General features: G+C 73.8%; 25 protein-coding genes. 16 read left to right on the top strand and 9 right to left on the bottom strand.

All coding sequences use genetic code 11. The annotated features are described in order from the left end of the window. The first annotated feature begins 316 nt into the window (after positions 1–316). The 10 genes from ACWDCZ_RS05065 (at position 317) to ACWDCZ_RS05020 (ending at position 12,037) form a co-directional block, all read left to right on the top strand. Positions 317–3,484 carry a hypothetical protein gene (locus ACWDCZ_RS05065; RefSeq protein WP_449815226.1) on the top strand — a complete coding sequence of 1,056 codons (3,168 nt, stop codon included), beginning with the start codon at positions 317–319 and terminating at the stop codon, positions 3,482–3,484. A gap of 145 nt (positions 3,485–3,629) precedes the next feature. Continuing rightward, positions 3,630–3,707: a putative leader peptide gene (locus ACWDCZ_RS05060; protein WP_107086570.1), complete on the top strand. Its 78-nt coding sequence runs from the start codon at positions 3,630–3,632 to the stop codon at positions 3,705–3,707. Between the two features lie 195 nt (positions 3,708–3,902). Next, the gene (locus ACWDCZ_RS05055) at positions 3,903–4,493 is read left to right on the top strand and encodes a cysteine dioxygenase (protein ID WP_449815225.1); all 591 of its coding nucleotides are present in this window, start codon (positions 3,903–3,905) and stop codon (positions 4,491–4,493) included. Further along, positions 4,487–4,873 (top strand): rhodanese-like domain-containing protein, encoded by a 387-nt coding sequence (locus ACWDCZ_RS05050; RefSeq protein WP_049657033.1) that lies wholly within the window; start codon positions 4,487–4,489, stop codon positions 4,871–4,873. Before ACWDCZ_RS05055 ends, ACWDCZ_RS05050 begins: the two co-directional genes overlap by 7 nt. A gap of 215 nt (positions 4,874–5,088) precedes the next feature. Next, on the top strand, positions 5,089–6,294 hold the full coding sequence (locus ACWDCZ_RS05045) for an ABC transporter ATP-binding protein (RefSeq protein ID WP_449815224.1): 1,206 nt from the start codon (positions 5,089–5,091) through the stop codon (positions 6,292–6,294). Further along, positions 6,284–6,952 (top strand): ABC transporter permease, encoded by a 669-nt coding sequence (locus ACWDCZ_RS05040; RefSeq protein WP_049657035.1) that lies wholly within the window; start codon positions 6,284–6,286, stop codon positions 6,950–6,952. Before ACWDCZ_RS05045 ends, ACWDCZ_RS05040 begins: the two co-directional genes overlap by 11 nt. Next, complete coding sequence (locus tag ACWDCZ_RS05035) at positions 6,949–7,626, top strand: ABC transporter permease (RefSeq protein ID WP_049657036.1); 678 nt, start codon at positions 6,949–6,951, stop codon at positions 7,624–7,626. Before ACWDCZ_RS05040 ends, ACWDCZ_RS05035 begins: the two co-directional genes overlap by 4 nt. Positions 7,627–7,670: 44 nt before the next feature. Then, positions 7,671–8,609, top strand: coding sequence for an ABC transporter substrate-binding protein (locus tag ACWDCZ_RS05030; RefSeq protein ID WP_449815223.1), 939 nt, complete (start codon positions 7,671–7,673; stop codon positions 8,607–8,609). Positions 8,610–8,823: 214 nt separating this feature from the next. Then, positions 8,824–9,399 (top strand): hypothetical protein, encoded by a 576-nt coding sequence (locus ACWDCZ_RS05025; protein ID WP_449815222.1) that lies wholly within the window; start codon positions 8,824–8,826, stop codon positions 9,397–9,399. A gap of 580 nt (positions 9,400–9,979) precedes the next feature. Then, positions 9,980–12,037, top strand: coding sequence for a glycosyl hydrolase family 18 protein (locus ACWDCZ_RS05020; protein WP_416873107.1), 2,058 nt, complete (start codon positions 9,980–9,982; stop codon positions 12,035–12,037). A 165-nt stretch (positions 12,038–12,202) separates the two neighbouring features. Here the strand turns inward: ACWDCZ_RS05020 and ACWDCZ_RS05015 are convergent, their stop codons facing one another. The 5 genes from ACWDCZ_RS05015 to ACWDCZ_RS04995 all read right to left on the bottom strand — a co-directional run bounded on the left by ACWDCZ_RS05015 (position 12,203) and on the right by ACWDCZ_RS04995 (position 17,514). Beyond that, on the bottom strand, positions 12,203–13,504 hold the full coding sequence (locus tag ACWDCZ_RS05015; protein WP_049657919.1) for a multidrug effflux MFS transporter: 1,302 nt from the start codon (positions 13,502–13,504) through the stop codon (positions 12,203–12,205). Positions 13,505–13,780: 276 nt separating this feature from the next. Beyond that, positions 13,781–14,263 carry a hypothetical protein gene (locus ACWDCZ_RS05010; RefSeq protein WP_049657923.1) on the bottom strand — a complete coding sequence of 161 codons (483 nt, stop codon included), beginning with the start codon at positions 14,261–14,263 and terminating at the stop codon, positions 13,781–13,783. A 414-nt stretch (positions 14,264–14,677) separates the two neighbouring features. Continuing rightward, complete coding sequence (locus tag ACWDCZ_RS05005; RefSeq protein ID WP_449815221.1) at positions 14,678–15,556, bottom strand: alkaline phosphatase family protein; 879 nt, start codon at positions 15,554–15,556, stop codon at positions 14,678–14,680. Positions 15,557–15,874: 318 nt separating this feature from the next. Further along, positions 15,875–16,252 carry an ADP-ribosylation/crystallin J1 gene (locus ACWDCZ_RS05000; RefSeq protein WP_449815220.1) on the bottom strand — a complete coding sequence of 126 codons (378 nt, stop codon included), beginning with the start codon at positions 16,250–16,252 and terminating at the stop codon, positions 15,875–15,877. A gap of 74 nt (positions 16,253–16,326) precedes the next feature. Continuing rightward, entirely contained in the window at positions 16,327–17,514 is a 1,188-nt protein-coding gene (locus ACWDCZ_RS04995) for an acyl-CoA dehydrogenase family protein (protein ID WP_049652265.1), read from the bottom strand. Between the two features lie 100 nt (positions 17,515–17,614). On the opposite strand from ACWDCZ_RS04995, the gene ACWDCZ_RS04990 reads away from it, so the two are divergent. Both ACWDCZ_RS04990 and ACWDCZ_RS04985 read left to right on the top strand, forming a co-directional pair. Continuing rightward, the gene (locus ACWDCZ_RS04990) at positions 17,615–18,154 is read left to right on the top strand and encodes a GNAT family N-acetyltransferase (protein WP_416873110.1); all 540 of its coding nucleotides are present in this window, start codon (positions 17,615–17,617) and stop codon (positions 18,152–18,154) included. Between the two features lie 79 nt (positions 18,155–18,233). Beyond that, positions 18,234–18,560: a hypothetical protein gene (locus ACWDCZ_RS04985; protein WP_074004216.1), complete on the top strand. Its 327-nt coding sequence runs from the start codon at positions 18,234–18,236 to the stop codon at positions 18,558–18,560. 72 nt (positions 18,561–18,632) lie between these two features. Here the strand turns inward: ACWDCZ_RS04985 and ACWDCZ_RS04980 are convergent, their stop codons facing one another. Together ACWDCZ_RS04980 and ACWDCZ_RS04975 are read right to left on the bottom strand one after the other, a co-directional pair. Beyond that, the gene (locus ACWDCZ_RS04980; RefSeq protein WP_369808302.1) at positions 18,633–18,941 is read right to left on the bottom strand and encodes an AzlD domain-containing protein; all 309 of its coding nucleotides are present in this window, start codon (positions 18,939–18,941) and stop codon (positions 18,633–18,635) included. After that, a complete protein-coding gene (locus ACWDCZ_RS04975; RefSeq protein ID WP_449815219.1) occupies positions 18,941–19,705 on the bottom strand; it encodes an AzlC family ABC transporter permease in 765 nt (254 codons plus the stop codon). Before ACWDCZ_RS04975 ends, ACWDCZ_RS04980 begins: the two co-directional genes overlap by 1 nt. Positions 19,706–19,879: 174 nt before the next feature. Here ACWDCZ_RS04975 and ACWDCZ_RS04970 point away from each other — a divergent pair, with 174 nt between their 5' ends. Next, positions 19,880–20,527 carry a helix-turn-helix domain-containing protein gene (locus ACWDCZ_RS04970; RefSeq protein WP_449815218.1) on the top strand — a complete coding sequence of 216 codons (648 nt, stop codon included), beginning with the start codon at positions 19,880–19,882 and terminating at the stop codon, positions 20,525–20,527. Positions 20,528–20,558: 31 nt separating this feature from the next. Here ACWDCZ_RS04970 and ACWDCZ_RS04965 read toward each other — a convergent pair whose 3' ends face one another. Further along, complete coding sequence (locus tag ACWDCZ_RS04965) at positions 20,559–22,583, bottom strand: cholesterol oxidase substrate-binding domain-containing protein (RefSeq protein WP_449815217.1); 2,025 nt, start codon at positions 22,581–22,583, stop codon at positions 20,559–20,561. Between the two features lie 342 nt (positions 22,584–22,925). On the opposite strand from ACWDCZ_RS04965, the gene ACWDCZ_RS04960 reads away from it, so the two are divergent. After that, positions 22,926–23,705 carry a carbon-nitrogen hydrolase family protein gene (locus ACWDCZ_RS04960; RefSeq protein ID WP_449815216.1) on the top strand — a complete coding sequence of 260 codons (780 nt, stop codon included), beginning with the start codon at positions 22,926–22,928 and terminating at the stop codon, positions 23,703–23,705. Between the two features lie 135 nt (positions 23,706–23,840). Beyond that, entirely contained in the window at positions 23,841–25,247 is a 1,407-nt protein-coding gene (locus ACWDCZ_RS04955) for a class II fumarate hydratase (RefSeq protein ID WP_380737499.1), read from the top strand. 131 nt (positions 25,248–25,378) lie between these two features. Here the strand turns inward: ACWDCZ_RS04955 and ACWDCZ_RS04950 are convergent, their stop codons facing one another. Further along, a complete protein-coding gene (locus tag ACWDCZ_RS04950; protein ID WP_310593178.1) occupies positions 25,379–25,852 on the bottom strand; it encodes an SPW repeat protein in 474 nt (157 codons plus the stop codon). Positions 25,853–26,037: 185 nt separating this feature from the next. On the opposite strand from ACWDCZ_RS04950, the gene ACWDCZ_RS04945 reads away from it, so the two are divergent. Beyond that, positions 26,038–26,586, top strand: a complete 549-nt coding sequence (locus tag ACWDCZ_RS04945) for a PadR family transcriptional regulator (RefSeq protein ID WP_049652276.1) — start codon at positions 26,038–26,040, stop codon at positions 26,584–26,586. Positions 26,587–26,591 lie beyond the last annotated feature (5 nt).

Raw genomic sequence — 26,591 nt, 5'->3', positions numbered from 1 at the left:
GAAAGCGATCTGTAGACGGTAGGCCCGGCCTCGGTGGCCTGACAATACGTCGGTGGAAACGCGTCTGGGGTGATCTTGTTGCGCGGACACGCGGATGGTCCCGGGTGGGATGAAAAGCTGATCTACCCCACGCGTCGCCTTCTTACTCGTTCGAGTGAAACCGGACACCCCGGGTGCGCAATCGGCGATGGTGGGGTAAGACCCGCGTGGACATCGCGGTGGATCACTACGGATCGTCAGTCATCGGTGGTTTCCTACGAGTTCAGCGCCCCGGTCACGGGGGATCGGGGCGGCCAAGCGGGGGGTGACGATGGTGGTGGCGGATTCCGCGACGGAAACCGCGGCGGCGAAGGAAGCGGCGGAGGCGACGGGTACGGCAGGTGGCGCGGCGGGCGGAGGCCCGGCGGCGCGGCTGCCCGCCCTGCCCGCCTGGGCCGGCCTGCTACTCACCCTCGGCGCCCTGCTGCCGGTCCTCCTCGGCGGGCTGCTGTTCCGCCACCAGGCGCCGCGCGTACGGGACGTCGCCCTCCAGCTCGCCGGTTCCCGTGCGGCCGCCGAGGCCGTGGTCGGCGGCCGCGCCGCGGACCACCTGGCCGCGCTGCGCGCCGACGGCTGGCTGATCGGCGGCTACGGGCTGACGTTGCTCGCCGCCGCGCTGCTCGGCGGGTACGTGCTCGGGCCGGCCCGCCGGCGGCTGTCGGCCGTCGCGGTCGGCGGCGCCGGGCTGCTCGCGGCCTGCTGCGACCTGGGCGAGGACGCGCTGCTGCGCGCCGGGCTGGACGGCCTCCACCCGGGTGCGGGCGGTTCCGACACCCCCTTCGCCGTCGCCACCGCGCTCGCCACCGTCAAGTGGCTGCTGCTCCTGCCCGCCGGGGTGCTCGCGGCGGGCATCCTGCTGGTGACCGCCACCCGCGCGGTGCGCGGGCTCCGGCCGTCGCGGGCGGGCGCGAAGGCCCGCGGCACCGACTCCCCCGACCGTCCGGCGCTGATCCCGCCCTGGCCGATCGCCGCCCGGCGCGGCGCCACGGCACCCGCCGCCGAAGCGCCGGAGGCCCCGGACACGCCCGTCCGGCACGCCCACTGGCGCGACGCCGCCCGGGTGCCGCCCGGCCGCGAACCCGCCGAACTCGGCTTCTGCGCCTCCGGCGGCGGCATCCGCTCCGCCTGCGTCACCCTCGGCGCGCTCCAGTCGCTGCGGCCGTGGCTGAAACGGGCCCGCTACCTGGTCTCCGTCTCGGGCGGCGGCTACACCGTCGGCGCGCTCCAGCTCGCGCTCAGCGACTCCGCGCCCGGCAGCCCGGTGCGCGCCGTCTCGGGCCTGACGGCCGACACCGTGATGGAGCCCGGGTCCCCCGAGGAGGACCACCTCCGCCGACACGGCAAGTACATCGCCGACGGCGCGGGCGAATGGCTGGTCGCCCTCGGGACGCTGCTGCGCGGGGTGCTGTCCGCCCTCACCCTGCTGCTGGCCGCCGTCCTGACACTCGGCCTCGGGCTCAGCCGCTTCTACCGGGCCGTGCCGCTCACCGACCTGAGCCACCTGGCGGCGGCCGGGCTGCGCCACGCCGGCGCCGTACCGGGGCCGTTGGAGCTCCGGACACCGGCGCTCGCCGCCTTCGGCCTCCTGCTGGCCTCGGCCACCGGGTGCTGGCTGCTCTGGCTGCTGGCCTTCCCCTCGCTCGGCTGGCAGGCGCTGCTGCCACGGGCGCTGCGCAGGGCCAATCTCGGCCTGCTCGCCCTGGCCGCCCTGCTGGCCGCCGGGGTGCTGGTGGTGCCGGGGCTGGCCTGGGGCGCGGTGCGGCTCCAGCAGGCGCTGGCGGCGGGGCCACAGCTCACCGGCGCGGGGCTCGGCCTGACCGTGGCGCTCAGCTACCTGGCGCTGCTGCTCGGCATACTCTGGCGCGACCGCCGGACGCCCGGTCGGGGTGGCACCACGCCGGGCGCGGCGGGTCGGCCCCGTGTCAGCGGCGCCAGCCTCCCGCAGACTCTCGTGGTCTGCTCCGCCCTCCTGGCGCTGACGGCGGGTGCGCTGCTGGCCCTCGGCTGGGCGGTCGCCACCGGCTACGCCTGGCCGAGGGCCGTCCAGGTGTTGCTGCCCCTGGTGCTCGGCGCGGTCGGGCTGAACCTCGACCAGACCTGGGTGAGCCTGCACCCGTTCTACCGGTTGCGGCTGGCCTCGGCCTTCGCGGTCCGGCGGGCCACCGAGGGCGGCCGGTCGGTGGCCCGCCCGTACCACTTCTTCCGGGAGCAGACGTGGCTGAGCCACTACGGCGCCCGGCACCCCGACTTCCCCCAGGTGATCTTCTCGGCGGCGGCCAACCTGTCGGGCAACTCCCGTACGCCACCGGGCCGTCCGGCGGCCTCCTTCTCGCTCTCCTACGACTACGTGGGCGGCCCGGACATCGGGTACGCGCGCACCGACCTGCTGGAGCGGCGCACCAGTGCGCACATCGCCCGGGACCTCACCGTGCAGTCGGCGATGGCCGTCTCCGGCGCGGCCTTCTCCTCCGCGATGGGGCGGGAATCCCGCGTCTACCAGCGGCTGTTCGCGGTGACCAACGCCCGCCTCGGGACGTGGCTGCCCAACCCGGCGGTGCTCGGCCCCGACTGGTCCGGTCCGCCGGACTGGCGCCGCCCCGCGCAGCCCGCCGTCCGCCGCCTCCCGTACCAACTGCGGGAGCTGATAGGGCGGTTCCCGGCCGACGACCGCTTCCTGCTCACCACCGACGGCGGCCACTACGAGAACCTCGGGCTGGTCGAGCTGCTGCGGCACCGGGTGCGGACGGTGGTCTGCATCGACGCCAGCGGCGACGCGGGGTACGCCACCAACCTGGCCGCCGCGATCACCCTGGCCCGCGAGGAGCTGGGCGTCGCCATCACCCTGCACGAGCCCGAGCTGCTGATCCCGGGCACCGCCGCCGACCGGCCCGCCGAGGGTGACGACGCGGACGGCCGCGCGGACGACGGCGTGCAGGGCCGCGCGGGCCGCCGGCCGCCGCTGCGCGGGCTCGCGGCGCAGCTCTCCGCCCGGCTCTCGGCCCGGGCGGTGGTCACCGGGGACATCCGCTACCCGGATCTGGACGAGGGGCCCGGGGCCGTCCGGCACGGCCGGCTGATCCTCCTCCAGGCGGTACTGACCCCCGGGATGCCGTACGAGCTGCACGCCTACGCGACGGCGAACCGGGCCTTCCCGAACGACCGCACCAGCGACCAGTGGTTCGACCACCAGCAGTTCGACGCCTACCAGACGCTCGGCCGCCACCTGGGAGAACAGGCCGCGCCGCTGATCGAGCAGGCACTGACCGACCAGGCGCGGGCCGAGCAGGCACTGACCGACCAGGCGCGGGCCGACCAGGCACCGGCCGGACCGGCCGGACCGGCCCCGGGCCCCACCGGGTCGGTGCCCGCACAGCCGACGCGCGACACCAACCCGGCACCGTCCGCCACGGCTCCCCCGCCACCGCGCCGCCCGGCCGAGGAGTAGCCGGGAGGCGACCGACGGATGCTCGAAGGGTGCTCGGCGAGCGGGCGACGGGTAGCCGACCGGTCCGTCGGTCGCCGGGAACGGACGGCGGCGGACGGTCGGCCCGGCTTGACTTCCTCCGCTTCGCTCGGGAAAGATCCGGCGCATGGACTCCGGCGCCACTCTGGTATGCCGCCTGCACGTCGATCTGCGACGCCAGGCGAGTTCCATCTGTGCCTGTTGACCTTGTTCTCCCCCGCCGGTCCCGCTCTGTGACGTCTGCCAGGGCCCGCGCCGCGCACCCGCACCCGCAGTTCTGACCCCGCCCAGCCCCGGCGCACCCTTGCGTGCCGGGCCGCCCCGTCGGCCCGCGCCCTCCACCGCCGCCGGACACCGGGCGCTTCCCACCGACGTTCCCGCCGCACCCGAGGACGCCCTCATGACTCTGAGCCCGAGCCCGAGCATCAGCCCCGGAACCCAGCCGACCGTAAACCCCGACAACACCCGCCCCGACGCCGCGAGCCCCACGAGCACCCCCGAGCCACCACCGACGCCGCCTGCCGGGGACACCCCCGCGCCGCTCACCCCCGGCACCCTGCGGACCATCGTCCGCGAACTGGCCGAGCGGCCCGAGGAGTGGATCCACCACGTCCGCCTCTCCACCGAGGAGCGCTGGTACCGGCGGCTGGCCGCGGACGACGACCACGAGGTGTGGCTGATCAGCTGGCTGCCCGGCCAGTCCACCGGCTTCCACGACCACGGCGGCTCGCGCGGCGCCTTCGCCGTCGCCCTCGGCGAGTTGGAGGAGCTGTCCCTCGGCGGGCCCGAGCAGGGCCTGCTGATCCGCCGGATCCCGGCCGGCACCGCCCGCGCCTTCGGCCCCGAGTACGTGCACGACGTGCGCAACACCGCCGTCGGCCCCGCCGTCACCCTGCACGCCTACTCGCCGCCGCTGAGTTCGATGGCGCACTACGACCTGCGGGCCGGCGGGCTCGTCCGCACCTCCGAGGAAGGACCTGAACAGTGGTGACCACGATCGACGACCTGGTGGAGCGGGCCCGGGAGGGCGTCCACCGACCGCGCGCCCGCGAGGCGTACCAGGCCCAGCTGGACGGCGCGCTGCTGGTGGACATCCGTCCGGCGGCGCAGCGGGCGGCCGAGGGGGAGATCCCCGGCTCGCTGATCATCGAACGCAACGTGCTGGAGTGGCGGCTCGATCCGACGGGAAGTCACCGGATTCCCGAGGCCTCGGGCTACGACGTCGAGGTGGTCGTGGTCTGCTCCGAGGGCTACGCCTCCAGCCTGGCCGCGGCCTCCCTGCGCGAGCTGGGACTGCACCGGGCGACCGACCTGGACGGCGGTTTCGTCGGCTGGGCGGCCGCCGGCCTGCCGACCCGTCAGGGCGGCTGAGCCTGCGGTCGCACCGCGTGCCGGGGCGGTAAATCAGGGACAGGAGATGATGCAGGTCATAGTGTGATCAGAGTTTCCGCTGGTCCAAAGCCGGGCAACCACGCGGGCGGAAGTACGCCCGGGCGCTTGAAACCGCCGCCACCGAACGACCCTGACCGAACGACCGAACGACCCAGGCGCCGCCTTTCCGGGGCGCCCTGACGAGGAAACTCCACGTGATCAGATTCGAGGGCGCGGGAATGCGCCACCCCGACGGCACCATCGCCGTCGAGGGACTGGACCTGGAGGTCCCGACCGGTCGGATAACCGTCCTGGTCGGACCGTCCGGCTGCGGGAAGACCACCCTGCTGCGCATGGTCAACCGGATGGTCGAGCCCACTTCGGGCCGGGTCCTGCTGGACGACACGGACGTCGCGGAGCTGGAACCCGCCAAGCTGCGCCGCGGCATCGGGTACGTGATCCAGCAGGCCGGACTCTTCCCGCACCGCAAGGTGATCGACAACATCGCCACCGTCCCCTACCTGCTCGGCTGGGACCGGAAGAAGGCCCGCGCCCGCGCCGCCGAACTGCTCGAACTGGTCGGGCTCGCGCCCGAGACCGCGAAGCGGTACCCGTTCCAGCTGTCCGGCGGCCAGCAGCAGCGGGTCGGCGTGGCGCGCGCACTGGCCGCCGACCCGCCGGTGCTGCTGATGGACGAGCCGTTCAGCGCGGTCGACCCGGTGGTGCGGGCCGGGCTCCAGGAGGAGCTGCTGCGGCTCCAGTCCGAGCTGCACAAGACGGTGCTGTTCGTCACCCACGACATCGAGGAGGCCGTCCGGCTCGGCGACCAGGTGGTGGTGCTGCGCGAGCACGGCCGGATCGCCCAACTGGCCGACCCGCACACCCTGCTCACCACCCCCGCCGACGAGGGCGTGGCCGCCTTCCTCGGGCGCGACCGGGGCCTGCGCGGCCTCGCCCTGCGCCCCGCGAGCGGCGTCCGGCTCCGCCCGGTGGGCGACGGACTCCGGTACGGCGGCTGGGAGTTGGCTCTGGACGACGGGCGCCGCCCGATCGGCTGGATCGACCGCGACGCCGTCACCGCCGAGCTGCACCCGGCGGCCGCCTTCCGCCCGGACGCCGACACCCTGCGCACGGCGCTTGACGCCGCCGTCCTCTCCCCCGCCGGGGTCGCGGTCGCGCTGGACGCCGAGGGCCTGGTCACCGGCACCGCGAGCCGCGAGGCCGTCCTCGCCGCCCTGCGGCCCGACGCCTCCGGCCCGTCGGCCGCCGGTCCGTCTGCCACCGGTTCGTCTGCCACCGGTTCGCCGGCCGCTGATGCGCCCGTCCGCACCGACAAGCCCCCGGCCGCCGGCGGCCACCCGGGCGGGGCATCCGACCCGGGCGGCACGGGCAGCACGGACGGAGCCGACGGTGGACGATGAACCGATCGTCCGCTGGTACTGGATCGGCGACCACCTCGGCTACCTGGGCCACCTGCTCGCCGACCATGCCGTGATCGCCCTCGTCCCCGTGCTCATCGGCCTGCTGCTGGCCGTCCCGCTCGGCCTGGCCTGCGCCCGCTACCCCCGGCTGTACCAGCCGCTCTCCGCCGTGTTCAACATCGTCTACGCGCTGCCCTCGCTGGCCGTGTTCGTGGTGCTGATCCCGTACACCGGCCTCGCCACCCAGGCGACGGTGATGATCCCGCTCACCTTCTACGCCCTCGCCGTGCTGCTGCCGACCACCGTGGACGGCCTGCGCGCCGTCCCGGACTCCGTCCGGCAGGCCGCCACCGCGATGGGGTACGGGCCGTGGCACCGGCTGACCTCGGTCGAGCTACCCGCCGCCGTGCCGTACCTGATCGCCGGACTGCGGGTCGCGGCGGTGTCCAGCATCTCGCTGGCCAGCGTCGGCGCGCTGGTCGGTCGCGGCGGGCTCGGCTACCTGTTCGTCGACGGCTTCCAGCGCACCTTCCCGACGCCGATCCTGGCCGGCATCGTGCTGATCGCCGTCCTCGCGCTGGCCGTCGACCTGGTGCTGGTGGCCGCCCGGCGGCTGCTCGCGCCCTGGGCCGTCCGGGAGAAGGGGGCGGGCTCGTGAACTGGCTGAACTGGCTGAGCGACTTCTTCACCGACCCGGACCACCTCAGCGGACCGGACTCGATCGTGCACCGGGTCTCCGAGCACCTGCTGCTCTCCGGCGCAGCCCTGCTGTTCGCGGCGCTGCTCGCCGTCCCGCTCGGGCTGCTGATCGGTTACACCGGGCGCGGCGTCACCGTGGTGACCGCGCTCGCGGGCGCCGCCCGCGCCCTGCCCACCCTCGGCCTGGTGACGCTGGCGGTGCTGCTCGCCGGGGTCGGCGACACCGCCGTACTGGTCCCGCTGGTCGCGCTCGCCGCGCCGCCGCTGCTGGTGGCCGCCGTCGAGGGGGTGCGCGGCACCGACCCGGACGTCCGGGACGCGGCGCGCGGCATCGGGCTGACCCACCCCCAGGTGCTGTGGCAGGTCTGCCTGCCCTCGGCCGCGCCGACCCTGCTGGCGGGCTTCCGCACCGCGACCGTGCAGGTGATCGCGACCGCCACGGTGGCCGCCTACGTCGGCCTGGGCGGCCTCGGCCGCTACGTCATCGACGGGCTGGCGACCCGCAAGTACGCCGTGACCGTGGGTGGCGCGCTGCTGGTGGTCCTGCTCGCGGTCGTCGCCCAGCTGTTCTTCGCCCTGCTCGCCCGGTTCGCGCTCCCGCCCGGGGTGCGCGCCCAGCAGCGGCCCCGCTGACTCCGTTCCCCCTCCCCTCCCGTTCCGGAAGGACATCTGTCACCATGTCGACAATCAACCGAAGCCGCCGCGTCGCCGCCCTCGGCACCCTCGCCGCGCTCACCCTCGGCGCCACCGCCTGCGGCTCCTCCGGCGGCAACCCGCTCGACGGGGGTTCGAGCGCCTCGGCCGCCACGGGCGGCGCGGGCGGGTCCGGCTCGACCGTGGTGGTCGGCTCGGCCAACTTCCCGGAGAACGTCCTGCTCGGGTCGATCTACTCGCAGGCGCTCAAGGCCAAGGGCGTGAAGGTCCAGGAGAAGTTCAACATCGGCAGCCGCGAGGTGCTCTACGGGCAGTTGCAGAGCGGCAACCTCACCGTCCTGCCGGAGTACAACGGCTCGCTGCTCGCCTACCTGGACGCCAAGTCCACCGCCGTCACCACCCAGGACGTGAACGCGGAGCTCGCCAAGACGCTGCCCGCCACGCTGGGCATCCTCGAGTCCTCCCCGGCCGAGGACAAGGACTCGCTCAGCCTCACCCAGGAGACGGCCGACAAGGACAACCTCAAGAGCATCGCCGACCTCGCCGCCAAGGCCGGCGAGTACACCATCGGCGGGCCGCCGGAGTTCAAGAGCCGCCGCGAGCAGCAGCTCAAGGACGTCTACGGGCTGACCTTCAAGGAGTGGAAGCCCACCGGCGACGCCACCGCGAACGCGCTCAAGGACGGCAGCATCCAGGTCGGCAACGTGTTCACCACCGACCCGAAGATCGTCCAGTACAAGCTGGTCCCGCTGGCCGACCCGAAGAACATCTTCGGCGCCCAGAACGTCACCCCGCTGGTCAACAAGGCGGGCGTGGACGCGACCGCGACGGCGGCGCTCAACGCGGTGTCGGCCAAGCTCGACACGGCCGGGCTGGTGGCGCTGATGAAGCGCGTGTCGGTGGACAAGGAGGACCCGTCGGCGGTCGCCAAGGACTGGCTGAAGTCCAACGGCCTCGGCTGACGGCGATCCGGCCCGGCGGCCGTGGAGCGTGAACGCGGCGGCCCGGAGGAAGCTCCTCCGGGCCGCCGTCCGCCGTTCCGGGGGCACCGTCCCGGGGCTTTCCGGGTGCGCTCGCGTGTGCGCTCACAGGTGCGCTCACGGGTGCGTTCCAGGTGCTTTCCGACCACTGAAGGGACCTTCCCTTCTGCGGCGCGAACATGACAGTCTGGGCGCCATGCGCACTCGTCTCCTCGCCGCCACCCTCACGGCACTCGCCGCGGTGAGCCTCGCTGCCTGCTCCAGCTCCGGATCGGACTCGGGCAAGGCCACCTCCGCGGCCGGCTCCCCCACCGCCCCCGCCGCCTCGGCCACCGCGCCCTCCGACGCCGCCACGCCCGCGGCGACGACGCCCGCGGCCCCCGGGTCCGACTCGGCCGCCCCCACCGCCGACGGCGGCACCGGCGCGCCCGCCCCCGACGCCGGCGCCTCGGGAGCCCCCGCACCGTCCAAGCCCGCGCCGCCCGCCGACGCCGGACTGCCCGCCAAGCCGGGCACCGACGTGACGGCCAAGCTGGTCTCCGCGCTGGACGCGATCGACCCGGCGATCGTCGGTGGCAAGCCGGACCAGGCCGTGGACCGGGCGCGCAACCAGTGCCAGTCGATGTACCAGTTCCCCAAGGACAAGCAGAAGCTGGCGGACCTGGCCAACCAGCGCTTCACCTCCGCCGACCACCCGCAGGGCTTCGGGCCGGACACCGCCACGAAGATCAACGACGCGCTGCTCGCCACGCTCTGCCCGCCGTCCCGCTGACCTGCCGATCCGCTGGTCCGCAGCACCATGATCCGCCCGGTGTCCTGAGCGCCGGGCTGCCGTGGCCGCGCCCCTTTCCGGGTGCGCGGCCACGGTCTTCTCGTTTCCGGTGCCCCTCACCGCCGCCCGGCACCGCCCCCTCACCGCCGCCCGGAGCGTGCGACGCCCCCCGGCGGGCCCCACCGGCGGCCCACCCGTCCCGACGCCGGTCCGCCCCCCTTCCGTCGCGCGGGCCGTGTGCTGACGAACTGTTAGGACTCTTGACAGACCAGTGGTCTAGTCCAAACATAAGCATGTCGATCCGACCGGGATGCACTGTGGGGGTGTGACCACCGGCGGCTGAGGCACTGCCATGCCCTGCCATGCTCCGCTCCACCCCCGCTCCGTACGGCGCGCGCTTCCGCACGCCGCCCGCGTCCACGCGAGTCGGTGGGCCTTCGCACGCCCGCACGCCCCCGCACTTCCCCGTACTCCCGGTTCCGACCCGGTCCCGGGGCCGCCGCCGACCCCACACGGCCGCCCCACCCGGACCGATCGCACCTCCCCAACGTCCTGCCCCACCAAGTCTGTTGGAGAATTCATGCGCCTCCGCCGAACAGTCCAGGCCGTGTTGACGGCCTGCGCCACGCTGGCCGCCTCGGCCGGCCTGGTCGCCGCCGGGACGAGCTCCGCCCAGGCCGCCACCCCGCTCCCCAGCCGGGTCTTCGCCCCCTACTTCGAGTCCTGGACCGGCCAGAGCCCGGCCCAGCTGGCCGCGCAGTCCGGCGCCAAGCACCTGACCATGGCGTTCCTCCAGGCCGCCACCAAGGGCTCCTGCACGCCGTACTGGAACGGCGACACCTCCAAGCCGGTGTCCTCCTCCACGTTCGGTGCGGACATCGCGACCATCCGCGCCAACGGCGGGGACGTGATCCCGTCCTTCGGCGGCTACACCGCCGACAACACCGGCACCGAGATCGCCGACAGCTGCACCGACGTCAACCAGATCGCGGCCGCCTTCCAGAACGTGATCACCACCTACGACGTCAGCCGGATCGACCTCGACATCGAGGACAACTCGCTGACCAACACCGCCGGGATCGACCGCCGCAACAAGGCCATCAAGCTCGTGCAGGACTGGGCCGCCGCCAACGGGCGGAACATCCAGTTCTCCTACACGCTGCCCACCACCACCTCCGGGCTGGCCAGCAGCGGTCTCGCGGTGCTGAAGAACGCGGTCAGCAACAACGCGCGGATCGATGTCGTCAACATGATGACCTTCGACTACTACGACAACGCCGCCCACGACATGGCGGCCGACACCCAGACCTCCGCGCAGGGCCTCTACAACCAGCTCGCCAAGCTCTACCCGTCCAAGACCCCCGCCCAGCTGTGGGGTTCGATCGGGATCACCGAGATGATCGGTGTCGACGACTTCGGTCCGGCCGAGACCTTCACCCTGGCCAACGCCACCACCGTGTACAACTGGGCGGTCTCCAAGGGCATCAACACGCTGTCCTTCTGGGCCCTCCAGCGCGACAACGGCGGCTGCCCGGGCACGGCCGGCAACGACAACTGCTCCGGGATCGCCCAGAACACCTGGGACTTCACCCACGTCTTCGCGCCGTTCACCAGCGGCTCGACGGTGAGCAACGACTTCTCGGTGTCGGCCAGCCCGAACTCCGCCACGGTCGCGGCCGGTTCGTCCACCTCGGCCACCATCGCGACGGCCGTGACGGCGGGCTCCGCGCAGAGCGTCAACCTCACGGTCAGCGGCGCCCCGGCCGGCGTCACCGCCACCGTCACCCCCGGCAGCGTCACCGCCGGCAACAGCGCCACGCTGAACATCTCCACCACCTCCTCGGTGACGCCCGGGAGTTACCCGATCACGGTCACCGGCTCGGCGGCCTCCGGCAGCCACACCGGCACCTTCACCCTGACCGTCACCGGCACCCAGCCCGGCAATGACTTCTCGGTCGCCGTGAACCCGAACTCCGGTACGGTCGCGGCTGGTTCGTCCGTCTCGGCGACCATCTCGACGGCGGTCACCGCCGGCTCGGCGCAGAACCTCAACCTCGCGGTCGTCAGCCAGCCCGTCCCCGGCATCACCGCCACCATCACCCCCGGCAGCGTCACCGCCGGCAACAGCGCCACCCTGAACATCTCCACCAGCTCGGCCGTGACTCCGGGCACCTACCCGCTGGGCATCAGCGCCACCGGGGCCTCCGGCAACCACATCGCGTCCTACACGCTGACCGTCACCGGGACCACGCCGACCACCGGCCTGGTCAACGGCGACCTGGAGAGCGGCAGCCTGGCCCCGTGGACCTGCCAGAGCGGCGGCGCCGTGGTCTCCACCCCGGTCCACTCCGGCACCAAGGCCCTCCAGGCCGCGGCCACCGCCGCCCAGACCGGCGAGTGCGCGCAGACCGTCACGCTGAAGCCCAACACCAGCTACACCCTGAGCGGTTGGGTGCAGGGCAACTACGCCTACATCGGCGTCAACGGCGGCGCCACCGCCAGTGCGTGGGCCAACTCCTCCGGCTGGACCAAGGTGTCCGTTCCCTTCACCACCGGCGCCAACGGCACCGTCTCCGTGTACCTGCACGGCTGGTACGGCCAGGGCAACGTGTACGGGGATGACTTCTCCATCGCCTGAGACCGCCCCAGGCGACGAATGACGGTTGACGAGTAACGGATAACGGATGACAGCTGACAGATTTCAACATCTGTCAGCTGTCATCCGTCTTCTGTTCGTTGTTACCCGTTCGCTGTCATCCGTCCGCCGTCAGTCGTCCGGCCGCGGCCTGCCGCCCGTCTCCCGTCAGCCCCCCGCCGCCGCCCGCATCCGCTCCGGTCGGCACAGCGCCAGGTAGACCACCGTCGCGAGCACCCCGCAGACCAGGACCACCAGCGCCAGCAGCACCGCCGACGGCTGACCGCCGAGGCTGCTCAGCGGCGCGACCACCGCGGCGCACAGGAAGTTGCCCGTCCCGAGCAGCGCCGACGCGGTACCCGCCACCTGCGGCTCGACCAGGCCGAGCGCCTGGGCGGCGGTGTTCGGCAGCAGCACGCCCAGGCTGCCCATCATCACGAACAGCGGCGGGCAGAACCCGGCCAGTCCGAAGTCCCACACCGTGGTCAGCAGCACCAGCGCCACCCCGGCGGCGACCGCCGCCGCGAGGCTGCCCAGCATCAGCACCCGCTGAGTGAAGCGCGGCGCCAGTACGCGCCCGTTCACCTGGGTCATCACCACGATCGCGAACGAGTTCAGCCCGAACAGCAGGCTGTAGGTCTGCGGCGAGACCTGGTACACGTGCTGGAGCACCGTCGACGACCCGCTGATGTAGCCGAACAGCGCCCCGAAGGCGAGGGAGCTGGTCAGCGCCAGCCCGAGGAACGGCAGGTTGCCCAGCAGCCGTCCCATCGTCCGCAGGGTCGCGCCCACCCCGCCGCGGTCCCGGGTCTCCGGCGGCAGCGTCTCGCGCAGCACCCCGAACGAGACCAGGGTGAGCAGCAGCCCGAGCGCCGTCAGCACGCCGAAGGTGCCGCGCCACGAGGTGAACCGCATCAGCTGCGCGCCGATGATCGGCGCGAGGATCGGCGCCAGCCCGGATATCAGGGCGATCGAGGCGAGGAAGCGCAGCAGCGCGACGCCCTGGAAGCGGTCCCGGGAGACGGCGCGTCCGATCACCAGCCCGGCGGAGCCGGCCGCGCCCTGGACGAAGCGGGCGGCGATCAGCACGGCCAGGTTCGGCGCGAACACGCACACCACACTGGACAGGGTGTAGAGGACGAGCCCGGCGAGCAGCGGCACCCGGCGCCCATAGCGGTCGCTGAGCGGCCCGAAGAGCAGCTGCCCGGCGGCGACCCCGAACATCGAGAAGGTCAGGGTGAGCTGGACGGCGGCCGGCTGGGCGACCAGGTCGTCGGCGATCGCGGGCAGGCCCGGCAGGTAGAGGTCGGTGGTGAGCGGACCGAGCGCGGTGAGGCCGCCGAGGGCGGCGATCACGGCCCAGCCGGGACGGGTCTGGCCGGTGGCGGGTGCGGCGACGGATGCGGGGGCGGCGGTGGTGGCGGCAGCGGTCGACGTGTCGTCGGTGGGGCCGACGGTCGGGCCGGGCATGGTTCTCCTTACGGACGGGCGACGTGGGGTTCGTTCGCGCTCCGTCCTACCGCAGCACGGTCCGGTTCCGACAGCGGGGGTACGTGCTGTCCGGCTGCGGGGGTGCGCCGGGCGGATCGTCCGCCGCCCGTTTCCGGCCCGCACACGGCGACGGCCCACCCGCACCTTCCGGTGCCCGGCGGGCCGTTCCGTTCCCCGGTCGCGGCGACCAGGAGTGCTCAGAGGTGTTCAGGGGTTCCCGGGAGTGCTCAGGAGTACTCGGGTTCCCCGCCGGACTCAGCGCTTGGCGACGTGCTCGGCGCGCAGCGCCGCCTGAACCGCCGCGCCGTCCTGCCACGCGTAGAGCTGGTTGCCGGTCAGCGCCACGTTGTAGTACCCGCAGGTGCCGATGACCTTGGTCGCGACGCCCTCGGGGAACCAGCCGGCCTTGAGCGACTCCGGCACCGGGTGCGCGCTCTTGCCCGGCTGCCCGGCGGTGCAGCCGACGGGCAGCCGCTCCTCCGGGAGGGTGGCGCGCAGCAGGCGGTCGTCGCCCCTGGTGGACATCAGGTACTTCACCCCGGAGGCGTTGTCGGGCAGCCAGGTCGGCATCGACCGGCGGTCGGCCTTGGCCTGGGTGCCGGTCTCGTACGAGCCCTGCTGCTGGTGGTGCTCGTCGTACCAGTCGGACACCCGCGGGCCGATTGCCACGGCCGCCACGGCGACGGCCATGCCGGTACCAGCGACTCCCAGCGCGACCTTGCTCACGATGCCCTTCATGCCCGGCTGTCCTCTCCGTGTCGTGACCGGTGCGGCCGTCGCCGACCGCTCGTCTCCGCCGCCGGCGGCCGCTCAGGTCCGCGTCGCCGACCCGGTCGGCGTGCTCCACCGTCCGGTGCAACCATCGTGGCCCGTCCCGACCCGTCGGATCGTCACCACCAGGTCGCGATCTTGTCTCCAACCCACGGGGTACCTTCTCCACCTTCAGGCGTATGTCCTTCGGCAGGGACCCTGAGGCCCGCAGGTCCGGGGCCCCGCGGTCTCGGACGCGTGCCGCTCCGGCGCCCAGGCCGGCACGCCCGGGTCGAGCGCGGCCCGAGCCCCGGTCGAGCCTCGCTCAAGCCCGGCGCCGCCGCAGCCCGGCCTGCTGCACCCGGGGGCACCGGTACCCCCGGATCGCGGACCGCCCGTCGCTCAGACCGCCGCCGGCACCGGCCTGGCCAGCGGGAACGGGCGGCCGTCGAGGGTCCAGTGCGGGTCGATCGGGCGCAGCAGGGAGGCGTACACCTGCGCGGCGACGTCCGGGTGGCGGATCTCGCCGGTGGGCGGGCCGGCCGGGATGCCGTGCCCGGCGCAGGCGACCCAGGCCGTCCGCTCCTCGACCGTACGGCCGCCGTGGCCGCCGGCGTCCACGTGCCCGTGGTCGGTGACGACGATGACCGTCCACTGCTCCTCGGTGTAGGTCGCCCGGCCGCGGACGGCGTCGAGGAGGCGGCCGAGGCGCTCGTCGGCGGTGCGCATGGAGGCGCGGTACTCGTCGCCGCAGCCCAGGAAGTGGGCGGTCTCGTCGACGGCGCCGAGGTAGACGAAGGAGGCCTCGGGGTCGGCGGCGCCGAGGACGTGGACGGCCTCCCGGACGACCTCCTCGTCCACCGCCTCCCAGGCCTCGGGGGTGTCCTCGGCGGGGGCCACGTAGGAGAGCCGGCCGGGGGCGCGGAACAGCGGGCCGCCGGACTCGTTGATCATCAGCGGGTCCCAGCCGGCCGCGACGAAGGTGCGGCGCCGGTCGCCCCGGGCGAGGCGGGTGGCGAAGTCGGGGAACACGTCGAGCCGGTTGCCGCCCAGGTGGTTGCCCCAGACCCCGTGCTTGGCGGGCTCGACCCCGGTCACGATGGTGGTCCAGCACGGCCCGGACATGGTGGGCGTGCCGTCCGCGACGGTGACCGGCACCAGGAACCCGGCCGCGGCGACCTCCTCCAGGCGCGGCATCGGCACCTGCGCCAGGTAGTCGTGGCGGACACCGTCGATCCCGACGACGAGCACGCGGGGGCGGGGCCACTGGGCAGCGGACATGGGGCGTTCCTCTCGGTCGTGCGCACCCGGCCGCGCCCGCCGAGGGCGCCGCCGACCGCGCCATGCTCCACCGACCGCCGTACCGGTCGGCGTCACCTCATCGAACGCTGGGTGTCCACGAGGTGTCGGAAGAGCGCCGGGAAGCCGCCGGGGCGGTCCGCGGCCGACGGGGACCGTACGGAACGGGCCGCCCCGCCGACCGTGCCGACGCCGCGGGCTCCGGGCGGCGGGCTCCGGGCGACTGGGCTGCAGGCGGGGAGGCGGCAGGTCGGCGCTACGGACGGCGGGGCAGGTCGGGGCTGCCGGCGGCGGGGCGGGTCACGACTGCGGGCGGAACTCGTGGACCACCTCGATGCGGCCGACGATGTGCCGGTTGAACTCGGCCAACTCCTCAGCGGGCACCCAGAGTTCGAGGATCGTCCGGCCGCCCGCCCGCTGGACGGGGTAGCGGGCGAGGAAGGCGGTGTCGACCTCGAAGCGGGTGACGTAGCCGACGCCGGAGGCGGGCACGTTCCAGTCCCGGGCGATCCGGATCGCGTAGTCCTCGTTGAGGACGGGGTAGAAGATCGGCTGCTCGGGCAGACGGGGCGGCCAGGCGCGCCGGTCGGCGGCCTCGACCAGGGCCAGCTCCTCCGGGCCGGTGGGGCGCCAGAGGGTGGTGGTCGGGGGCCGCTTCGGGACGTACCGGCTGGTCATGGCAGGGACGGTAGCCGGGCCGCGACGGGCCCGGCCACCGGTTTTCCCGGGCCGGGAGGGCGGGCGGCGGCCCGTCAGCGGTAGGCGGACTCGCCGGTGATGGCCTCGCCGAGGACCAGGGTGTGGATCTCACTGGTGCCCTCGTAGGTGAGCACCGACTCCAGGTTGTTGGCGTGCCGCAGCACCGGGTACTCGGTGGTGATGCCGTTGGCGCCGAGGACGGTCCGGGCGCTGCGGGCGATCTCCAGCGCGGTGCGGACGTTGTTGAGCTTGCCGAAGCTGATGTGCGGCGGGCGGGCCGCGCCCTGCTCCTTGAGCCGGCCGATCCGCAGCGCGACCAGGTAGGCCTTCTCGACCTCCAGCATCATCTCGACCAGCTTCTGCTGGGTCAGCTGGAAGCCCGCGATCGGGCGGTCGAACTGGATCCGGCTCTTGGCGTAGTCCAGGGCGGCGGTGTAGCAGTCGCGGGCGGCTCCGACGGTGCCCCAGAGGATGCCGTAGCGGGCCTCGTTGAGGGAGGAGAGCGGGCCGCGCAGGCCGACCACCCCGGGCAGCACGGCGTCGGCGGGCAGCACCACCTCGTCGAAGGCCAGCTCGCTGGTGACGGAGGCGCGCAGCGAGAGCTTGCCGTGCACGTCGGTGGCGGTCAGGCCGCGGGTGCCGCGCTCGACCAGGAAGCCGCGCACGCCCTCCTCGGTCTGCGCCCAGACCACGGCGACGTCGGCGATGCTGCCGTTGGTGATCCACATCTTGCTGCCGGACAGCACCCAGTCGCCGCCCTCACCGCCCTTCCGCACCGCCCGGGTCCGCATGTTGGCGGGGTCGGAGCCGAAGTCCGGCTCGGTGAGGCCGAAGCAGCCGATCAGTTCGCCGGCGGCCATGCCGGGCAGCCAGCGCTGCTTCTGCTCCTCGGAGCCGAAGGCGTGGATCGAGCGCATGGCGAGCGAGCCCTGGACGGAGACGAAGCTGCGCAGCCCGGAGTCGGCCGCCTCCAGCTCCATGCAGGCCACCCCGTACGCCACCGCGTCGGCGCCCGCGCAGCCGTAGCCGTCGAGGTGCATGCCGAGCACGCCCAGGGCGCCGAGCTCGGGAGCCAGCTCGCGGACCGGGAAGACCCCGCGCTCGAACCAGTCGCCGATGTGCGGGCGGATGTGCTCCTCGGTGAACCGGCGGACGGTGTCGCGGATCAGCCGCTCCTCGTCCGAGAGCAGGTCGCCGACGGCGAGCAGGTCGGACGGGTCGATCCGGGTCGGCTTCGTCATCGAAGCTCCTTGTACTCTCGGCGGAATACCAGCGGAATACCGGCGAGTATCGCGCACCCGGCCGAGCGGTGGGCGGGCGCGAACGAGTGAGGATGGCGACATGTCCGACGGTGCGTACATGATCGGCGAGGTGACGGCCCAGGAGCTGGACGACTCGGCGGAGGAGTTCGCCGGGCTCCTGGTGGAGACCGTGCACGGCGGCGCCTCGATCGGGTTCCTCGCCCCGCTGGCGCCCGCCGAGGCCAGGACGTGGTGGCGGGCGCTCGGCCCGGACCTCGCGGCCGGCCGGCTGGTGCTGTGGACCGCCCGGAACCGGGCCGACGGACGGCTGGCCGGCACGGTGCAGCTGCGGCCCGCCACCACCGCGAACGGCCGCCACCGGGGCGAGGTGGCCAAGCTGATGGTGCACCCCGCCGATCGCGGGCACCGGCTGGCGGGACGGCTGCTGACGGCCCTGGAAGAACGGGCGGTGGAGCTGGGCATCCGGCTGCTGGTACTGGACACCGAGACCGGGAGCCCGGCGGAGCGGCTCTACGAGGGGGCGGGCTGGACCCGGGTCGGCTCGGTGCCGGACTTCGCGGCCGACCCGGCGGGCGTGCTCCGGCCGACCACCATCTTCTTCAAGTCGCCGACGCGCTGACGGGTCGACGGGCCGGGCGGGCGAAGCGGGCCGGGCGGGCCGAGGAACACAGCGGATCGGAACGGAACGGGAGCAGGGCATGGCACGTTGGGCGCTGGTCGTGGAGGAGACGGTGGGCACCGGGCACGACCGGACCTGGGGCAGCAAGGTGCTCGCCGAGGTCGAGGGCAGCCGCGAGGAGGCCGTCGAGGAGCTGAAGCGACTCGTCCCCTCCTACACCCCGCAGCACCCGTTCAACAGCCGGCGGCGGACGCTGCTCCGCGACGGGGACACCTACCTGCTGGTCTCGCAGGGGAGCATGCGCGACTACCACTGCGTGTTCAAGGTGTGGGAGCTGCTGTGGGACAGCGAGCGGCCGGAGGTCCAGGCGGAGCGCCTGGCCGAGGGGGACGCGGAGGACGGGTGACGGAGGGCGGGTGACAGCGAACAGATGACAGCCGACAGATAACAGATTTCAAACTCTGTCAGCTGTCAGCCGTCACCCCACCCCGCAGAGCCGCAGCACCGCCGTCGTCGCCGCACCGGCGACCACCACCACCGGGAACGGTGCCCGGCGCAGCGCGAGCACCCCTGCGGCCAGCACGCCCGCCGGGCGGGCCCACCCCGCGAAACCGTGCCCCTGGGTCAGCGCGCCGGTCGCGACCAGGGCCACGAGCAGCACCGTCGCCGCGACGGCCAGCAGGTGCCGCAGTCGCTCCGAGAGGGCGAGCCGGCCGGCGAGCAGCGGCCCGGCGAGCCGGTAGGCGTACGTTCCAGCCGCGAGCAGCAGAACGGCGTACAGCGGCATCATCGAACCGTCTCCTTCTCGCCCTTCACGGCACTCTCCCCGCCCACCGCGTTCTCCACGTTCTGCTCGTCCGCGGCACTCCGGGCCGCCTCCCCCGCCGCCGGCCGTCCGGCGAACAGCAGCCCGACGAGGGCCAGCAGCACCGGCAGCCCGGCCGGGACGAACGGCGTGGCGGCGACCGCGACCACCGCTCCCACCAGCGCCGCCGTACGGATGCGGCGGTCCACGAGCGAGGGCAGGACGAGGGCGAGCAGCACCGCCGGGAAGGCGGCGTCCAGGCCGAGCGCGTCCGTGTCGCCGAGCAGCCCGCCCGCGAGCGCGCCGAGCAGCACCGAGACGTTCCAGACCACGAACAGCGCGATCCCGCAGAGCCAGTACACGGCCCGGCGTCGGCGCGGCTCGTTCTGCTGCAGGGCGAAGGCGGCGGTCTCGTCGGTGAGCAGCTGCGCGCCCAGCAGGCGCCGCCACCAGGGGCCGTCGAGCACATCGGCCACGGTGAAGCCGAAGGGCAGCAGTCGGGCGTTGAGCACCAGCCCGGTGGCGACCGCGGCGAGGGCGCCGCCGCCGGAGAGCACCACGCCGACCGCCGCGAACTGGGAGCCGCCCGCGAACACCAGGACGGAGAGGGCGACCGGCACCCAGAGCGGCAGACCGCCGGAGACGCTGATCGCGCCGAAGGAGGCGCCGACGAGGGCATCGGCCAGGCAGACCAGAGCGACGTCCCGGAGGGTGGCGCGCTCCAGTGTTCGGAGTAGCGAACGCATGTTCATTAGAGTGAACCGCTCCAGCCTCGTTCGTCAAGGCGAACAGGCGGACCGATCCGGCGAACGATGGCCGACGCGGTCGGTACGGTCGGCGCGACCGACCGTGGCAGCATGAACGGCGGCATCGGCCGCACCGGGAGCCGTGGACGTGGAAGGGGCCAGGAGGAAGCGTGAGTGGCGAGCATGAGTGACCAGACCACCCCGGCCACGGGCCCCGACGGCGGCACCGGCAACCGCCCCGGCGGCAACGGCACCGGCGGCACCGGCGGCAACGGCACCGAGCTGATCGGCCAGATCGCCGCCGCGATCCGGCGCGAGCGCGAGCGCAGCGGCCTGTCGATGGCCGAGCTGGCCCGGCGTGCGGGCATCGCCAAGTCCACCCTGTCCCAGCTGGAGTCGGGGGCGGGCAACCCCAGCGTGGAGACGCTCTGGGCGCTCGGGGTCGCGCTGAACGTGCCGTTCAGCCGGCTGGTCGACCCGCCTCGCCCGGTGGTCAAGGTGATCCGGGTCGGCGAGGGCCCGGTGACCCACTCCGAGCGTGCCGACTACGCCGCCACCGTGCTCTCCTCCTGCCCGCCCAACGCCCGGCGCGACATCTACCGGATCGAGGCGCAGCCGGGCGAGACCAGGGCCTCCGACCCGCACATGCCCGGCACCGTCGAGCACGTGCTGATCGGTGCCGGGCGGGCGCTGGTCGGGCCGACGGAGGCGCCGGTGGAACTGGGCCCGGGCGACTACGTGAGCTACCCGGGCGACGCTCCGCACGTGTTCCGCGCCCTGGCCCCGGACACCCTCGCGGTGATCGTCATGGAACACATCTGACGACCAGTCAGCATCTCCTTGCGGGCACGGACTACTTCAACAGCCCGTCCAGGAAGGGATTTCCGAACACCCGGTGCGGGTCGTGGCGGTCCAGGACGGCGACCGCCTCGTCCCAGCCGGGCCCGCCACCGGCCCGCAGGCTGTCGGGGATGGCCCGGCCGATCATGTCCGGGTCGGACCAGGCGGCGGCGTCGGTGTAGGCCCAGCCCTTGGACCACTCGACCCGCAGGCCCGCCCGGGTGCCATCGAAGGTGCGCAGCAGCCACTGCTCCAACTCCCGGGCGAAGCGCTCCAGTCCGGGGGTGCCGGGGAAGGCCAGGACGTCCAGCCAGACCGCCGTGTCCCACTCGGGACGGTCGGCGCGCGGGCGCAGTGCGGACAGCAGCGGGGGCCGGGCGCCGGGGACGCCGGAGGCGGCCGGGTCGTCCAGGCCGGTGACCCGGATCTCCACCGCGCCGTTCACCGGGAACTCACCCTGGGCCTGGTAGGCGGCGAGCAACTCCCGGTAGTAGGCGGCGAATTCGCTCACCACCCACTGGAGGTCGGCGCGCTTGGTGAGGATCGCGTAGCCGTTGGCGGTGACCCGCAGGGTGGTCGGGCGGACGTACTGGAGCAGGGCACGGGAAGGGCCCCAGAGGTCGGAGTGCAGTCCGCCGGCGAGCAGGTGGGTGAGCACCTCGCCGCTGAGCAGCCGGCGCAGCAGGTCGCCGGAGAGCAGGATGTCCGTGATGTCGCCGGTGAGCCCCACCTTCGCGACCAGGTACTGGAGTTGGCCGAACAGCGGGGCCGATGCCCAGGCGCCGGCGACGATCTCCCCGGCGAGCCGGGCGACCGGCTCCGGAATGCTGTCCGAGAAAGGGTAGTTGTAGGGGCGGTCGACGGAGAGGGAGCCGAGCGGCTTGTTCGGGGTGACGCTCCAGGTCTTGAGCCAGGGGTACTCGGTGTAGGCGAACCAGATCGCCTCGACCCGGCCGTCGCGGTCCACGAACTCGGCGAGCGTGCGCGGGCCGCTCCCGCCGCCGAGGACGCCGCCCAGCACTCCCCCGAGCACTCCGCCGAGCCCGCCGCCGGTCCCGGTGCCGCTGCCGCTGCCCGGGCGGGCGAAGAGCTCGCTCGCCGGGATGTCGAGCCGGCTGACGCAGCGCAAGGGGCGGTCGGCGCCGGCCCGCAGCACCACCTCGGTGAGGAAGGCGCGGCCCAGGTGCACCAGGAAGGCGGCGCTGTCGGCCTCGGAGCGGTCGAAGGTGCGCAGGGTGTAGCGGCCGGTGGCCGGGTCGAGGACGACGGCGGTGAGCCGGACGACCTGGTTGCTGACCGAGCCGTAGCCGTGCCCCTCCGGCCGTGCCTCCCCGACCGCCGTGGTGGCGGTGCCGTGGCCGCCGATGGCGAGCACGCCGCCGACGGTGAGCTCGCCGGGGGCGGGGCAGGCGGTCAGGCCGAGGCCGCGCTGGGCCAGGTGCGCGAGCAGGGCCTCCATGGTGGCGCCGGTCTGCACCCGGACGGTGCCGGGCGAGTCGGCGCTGATGGCGGTGAGGTACCGACTGGTGTCCACGAGCAGGACCCGGGCGCTCTCCGGGGTCCCGGCGGCGACGGTGAGCGGCGCCCAGGTGTGCCGGTAGCCGGAGGCGCGCAGCCGCCAGCCGTTGGCGTGCGCCCAGTCGGCGAGGGCCGGGACCTCCTCGGGGGTGCGCGGCGCGCAGGTCCACAGCTGGTCGGTGCGGATCTCGCCGGACCAGTTCTGGAAGACCCGCTGGTAGAGCTCGGTGCCGGCGGGCAGCCCGGGCGGTACGGGCGTGGCGGCCTCGGCGCTGTCCGGGCCGACGGTGCCGCGCAGCAGCCAGGCCGCGCCGCCGAGCACCGCCGACGCGCCCAGCAGCTGTCGGCGGGTGAGGCCGTCGGTGGTGCTCCTCCGCGGGCCCGCCGGGGCCGCCGGGGCCGCCGGGGCCGCCGGGGCCGCCGACGAGGCTCTCACCGGGGCCTGCGCCCGGGCGCCCGCGGAGGCCTCCGTCGGGGCGTCCGCAGCGGCGTCCACCTGGGCGTTCATACGGGTATTCATGGGGGTCATCCCCTCCGGTGTCGCCCCGTCACCCGTTCCGCCCCTCTGGCCGTGTCCTGTGGTCATCCGTCCGTCCGCCCCTTCGCGCTGGTCCCCCCGGGCCGAGCTGCGGCGATCCGGGTCCGGCCGGAGTCCGCCCGGCCCGGTCTGGAGCGTATGGAGGGGCGTACGGCCGTTTGAAGCACCCGCCGGGGATCTCACTCCTTCGAGTGAGATCGGTCCGATCCGCCCCGGGAACCCCGTCCACCTGCACAGCTCCTCGTCCGGACTCTGTTGCCCGGCTCCTCGGCGGGCGCATAGGTTGATCGCGATCACCCCACCCCGCCCGCCGGAGGCCCCGCCATGCCCTCGTCCGCGAACCCGCCCGTGCCCGCGCGTCCCGTGCCCGGGCCGCTGACGGTCGCCGTCGCCCAGCCCGTCTGCGCCGCCGCCGGCCGTCCGGACACCGTGTCCGAGAACGTGGCCCTGCACGCCGAGGCGGTACGGGAGGCGGGCACCCGGCTGGTGGTGTTCCCCGAGCTGTCGCTGACCGGCTACGACCTGGCCGCACCGGCCGTCGACCCGGCGGACGCCCGGCTCGCACCGCTGGTGGCGGCCTGCGCCGCAGCCGGTGCCGTCGCCCTGGTCGGGGCGCCGGTGGTCGAGGCCGACGGGCGCGAGTCCATCGCCACGCTGGCGGTCACCGGGGAGGGCGCCGAGGTCGTCTATCGGAAGATGCGCCTGCACGGCGCCGAGGTCGAGCGCTTCACCCCGGGCGGGAAGCCCGTCGTCCTGGAGCTGGACGGTCTGCGGCTCGGCCTCGCCGTCTGCGCGGACGCCGCCGATCCGACGCACGCCGAGGAGACCGCCGCGCTCGGCATCGACGCCTACGTCGCCTCCACCCTCTACGGGCCCGGCGCCGCCCAGGCCGAGCGCCGGGACGGCCACGTCCGCGACCGGGCCGCCGCCCACGGGGTGTGGTGCGTGCTCGCGACCTGCGCCGGGGCCACCGGCGAGTACCCGGACAGCTCGGGCGGCTCCGGCGTCTGGGCCCCGGGCGGCGGCCTCGTCGCCCAGGCCGGTACCGCCCCGGGCGAGCTGGTCCGCGCCGAGGTGGCCCGTACCGGCCTGCCTCGGCCGTAGGCGCCGGGCCCGAACCGGGACCAGAACCGGAAACCGGGTCACCCCCACCGGAAATACCCGGGCCCCGCTCGCGGCTGTGGTGATCGGAGATCCGTTCCGGGCCCGGTCGGGCCCGTACAGGAGGTGCAGCGCGCGATGGGTGGCCAGCAGGAGAAGCCGCAGGAGTACCGGATCGAGCACGACTCGATGGGCGAGGTCCGGGTACCGGCCGACGCGAAGTGGCAGGCGCAGACGCAGCGGGCGGTGGAGAACTTCCCGGTGTCCGGTCAGCGGCTGGAGCGGGCGCACATCGCCGCGCTGGCCCGGATCAAGGCGGCAGCCGCCCGGGTGAACGCCCGGCTCGGGGTGCTGGACGAGGAGACGGCGGAGGCGATCGCGGCGGCGGCCGAGGAGGTCGCGGACGGGCGCTGGGACGACCAGTTCCCGGTGGACGTGTTCCAGACCGGCTCGGGCACCTCGTCCAACATGAACACCAACGAGGTGATCGCCACCCTGGCCGGGGAGCGGCTGGGCCGGCCGGTCCACCCGAACGACCACGTCAACGCCAGCCAGTCGTCCAACGACGTCTTCCCGTCCTCGATCCACATCGCCGCCACCGGCGCCGTCACCCACGACCTGGTCCCGGCGCTGGAGCACCTCGCGGAGGCGTTGGAGCGCAAGGCCGCCGAGTTCGCCCGGGTGGTCAAGTCGGGCCGCACCCACCTGATGGACGCCACGCCCGTCACGCTCGGCCAGGAGTTCGGCGGCTACGCGGCGCAGGTACGGCACGGGCGGGAGCGGCTGCTGGCCACCCTCCCCCGGGTGGCCGAACTCCCGCTCGGCGGCACGGCGGTGGGCACCGGGATCAACACCCCGCCCGGCTTCCCGGAGGCCGTCATCGCGGAGGTCGCCCGCGCCACCGACCTGCCGCTGACGGAGGCCAGGAACCACTTCGAGGCGCAGGGCGCGCGGGACGCCCTGGTCGAACTGAGCGGTCAACTGCGCACGGTGGCGGTCGGGTTCACGAAGATCGCGAACGACCTGCGGTGGATGGGCTCCGGTCCGCGCACCGGGCTCGGCGAGATCAACCTGCCGGACCTCCAGCCGGGTTCGTCGATCATGCCGGGCAAGGTGAACCCGGTGCTGCCCGAGGTGGTGCTGATGGTCGCCGCCCAGGTGGTGGGAAACGACGCGACGGTCACCCTGGCGGGCGCGAGCGGCAACTTCGAGCTGAACGTGATGCTCCCGGTGCTCGCCCGCAACGTCCTGGAGTCGGTGCGGCTGCTCGCCAACAGCGCCCGGCTGCTGGCCGACCGGACGGTGGACGGCATCACCGCCAACGTCGAACGGGCCCGGGAGTACGCGGAGTCCTCACCCTCGGTGGTGACCCCGCTGAACCGCTACATCGGGTACGAGGAGGCCGCGAAGGTCGCCAAGCAGGCACTGGCCGAACGCAAGACGATCCGTCAGGTGGTGCTGGAGCGCGGCTACGTCGAACAGGGCAGGCTCACCGTGGAGCAGCTGGACGAGGCGCTGGACGTGCTGCGGATGACGCACCCCTAGCGGGCCGGGCCGGCCGGCGGCTGTGACACGGCTTGGTCCCGGTCGCCGGCCTCGCCTTCGCCGGAGGACGCGCGCCGGGGCGCGGCGGGCGGTTGCGCCCTCCGCGCCCCGGTCACGGGCTGCGGGGAAGATCAGCCCTTGGCGCGACCGGCCCGGCCGCGCCGCATCGATGCTCCGTTCGACGTCATGGTCGCCATCGAGATCGCCGCGAGGCCGAGCAGGAACATCACGGCGCCCACGATGACGCAGGTCACGATGTTCTTGCCGTGCGCGACGGACCCGGAGACGACCCACGGGGAGATGATCGTCCAGGCACCGAGCGCGGCGGCCGCCCAGGCCCGCGCGTGGGTGCGTTCGTAGGCCGACCCGTAGCCGGCCATCAGAGCCGTGTAGGCCAGCCCGACGATCAGGCAGGTCACGGTCAGGGTGTTGTACGCGGTGAAGCCGACGATCCACGGCGATGCCGCCAGGAAGAGGCCGGCCAGGACGGCCAGGGCCTCGATGCCCTGGGCGCGGGGGGTCGAGGTGACCCGCTCGTAGCGTTCGCGCAGTTCGACGATGTCCGGATGGTGCTCCATGCCCGTCGTCGGGATATGGGTTGCCACCGATACCACCTCCTGTGGTCGGAACCGGTAAGGCGCTTGCCCCGTACCCATTCTGGCTCTTATCCAACGATTTGCACCCAATAGTCCGGAATAACCGATAACCATCGGATCACGCCGGTGACCTGCGTCTCAACCGTCCGGGTCGCCATTGCCTATGCAACTCGTTGCATAGCAGGATGCGGGCCATGGCACTGGAGCACGCGATCCTCGTCTCACTGCTGGAGCAGCCCGGCTCCGGCTACGAGCTGGCCCGGCGCTTCGACCGCTCGATCGGGCGCTTCTGGACCGCCACCCACCAGCAGATCTACCGGGTGCTGCGGCGGATGGAGACGGACGGCTGGGTGGCCGCGCAGGAGGTCAGCCAGGACGGACGCCCGGACAAGAAGGTCTACTCGGCGGCCGAGGCCGGACGGGCCGCGCTGGCCGGCTGGCTGCGCGAACCGGTCGAACCGGAGACCGTCCGGCACGAGCTCGCGGTCAAGATCCGGGCCGCCGCCTTCGACGACCCGGCCGCACTGATCTCCGAGGTCGAACGGCACCGCGAGGGCCATGCCGCCCTGCTCGCCCGCTACCTGCACGGCGAGCAGCGGGACTTCCCCGACGCCACCGCGCTCGACGCCGGGCAGCAGCTGCAGCACGTGGTGCTGCGCGGCGGCATCGAGTATGAGCGGATGACCCTCGCCTGGCTCGACGACGTGCTCGCCACCCTGCGCCGCCTCTCCTCCGCCGGCTGACGGCG

This window comes from Kitasatospora sp. NPDC001225 (assembly GCF_053597855.1).
Note: the sequence above shows the minus strand (reverse complement) of the source record. Positions and strands in the feature narration are given on the sequence as shown.

Excerpts from the sequence above, each read along its gene's own strand:
- ACWDCZ_RS05060 (WP_107086570.1), top strand. The coding sequence starts at position 3,630 with ATGGACTCCGGCGCCACTCTGGTATGCCGCCTGCACGTCGATCTGCGA.
- ACWDCZ_RS05055 (WP_449815225.1), top strand. The coding sequence starts at position 3,903 with ATGACTCTGAGCCCGAGCCCGAGCATCAGCCCCGGAACCCAGCCGACC.
- ACWDCZ_RS05030 (WP_449815223.1), top strand. The coding sequence starts at position 7,671 with ATGTCGACAATCAACCGAAGCCGCCGCGTCGCCGCCCTCGGCACCCTC.
- ACWDCZ_RS05025 (WP_449815222.1), top strand. The coding sequence starts at position 8,824 with ATGCGCACTCGTCTCCTCGCCGCCACCCTCACGGCACTCGCCGCGGTG.
- ACWDCZ_RS05020 (WP_416873107.1), top strand. The coding sequence starts at position 9,980 with ATGCGCCTCCGCCGAACAGTCCAGGCCGTGTTGACGGCCTGCGCCACG.
- ACWDCZ_RS05015 (WP_049657919.1), bottom strand. The coding sequence starts at position 13,504 with ATGCCCGGCCCGACCGTCGGCCCCACCGACGACACGTCGACCGCTGCC.
- ACWDCZ_RS05010 (WP_049657923.1), bottom strand. The coding sequence starts at position 14,263 with ATGAAGGGCATCGTGAGCAAGGTCGCGCTGGGAGTCGCTGGTACCGGC.
- ACWDCZ_RS05005 (WP_449815221.1), bottom strand. The coding sequence starts at position 15,556 with ATGTCCGCTGCCCAGTGGCCCCGCCCCCGCGTGCTCGTCGTCGGGATC.
- ACWDCZ_RS05000 (WP_449815220.1), bottom strand. The coding sequence starts at position 16,252 with ATGACCAGCCGGTACGTCCCGAAGCGGCCCCCGACCACCACCCTCTGG.
- ACWDCZ_RS04995 (WP_049652265.1), bottom strand. The coding sequence starts at position 17,514 with ATGACGAAGCCGACCCGGATCGACCCGTCCGACCTGCTCGCCGTCGGC.
- ACWDCZ_RS04990 (WP_416873110.1), top strand. The coding sequence starts at position 17,615 with ATGTCCGACGGTGCGTACATGATCGGCGAGGTGACGGCCCAGGAGCTG.
- ACWDCZ_RS04985 (WP_074004216.1), top strand. The coding sequence starts at position 18,234 with ATGGCACGTTGGGCGCTGGTCGTGGAGGAGACGGTGGGCACCGGGCAC.
- ACWDCZ_RS04980 (WP_369808302.1), bottom strand. The coding sequence starts at position 18,941 with ATGCCGCTGTACGCCGTTCTGCTGCTCGCGGCTGGAACGTACGCCTAC.
- ACWDCZ_RS04975 (WP_449815219.1), bottom strand. The coding sequence starts at position 19,705 with ATGCGTTCGCTACTCCGAACACTGGAGCGCGCCACCCTCCGGGACGTC.
- ACWDCZ_RS04965 (WP_449815217.1), bottom strand. The coding sequence starts at position 22,583 with ATGAATACCCGTATGAACGCCCAGGTGGACGCCGCTGCGGACGCCCCG.
- ACWDCZ_RS04960 (WP_449815216.1), top strand. The coding sequence starts at position 22,926 with ATGCCCTCGTCCGCGAACCCGCCCGTGCCCGCGCGTCCCGTGCCCGGG.
- ACWDCZ_RS04955 (WP_380737499.1), top strand. The coding sequence starts at position 23,841 with ATGGGTGGCCAGCAGGAGAAGCCGCAGGAGTACCGGATCGAGCACGAC.
- ACWDCZ_RS04945 (WP_049652276.1), top strand. The coding sequence starts at position 26,038 with ATGGCACTGGAGCACGCGATCCTCGTCTCACTGCTGGAGCAGCCCGGC.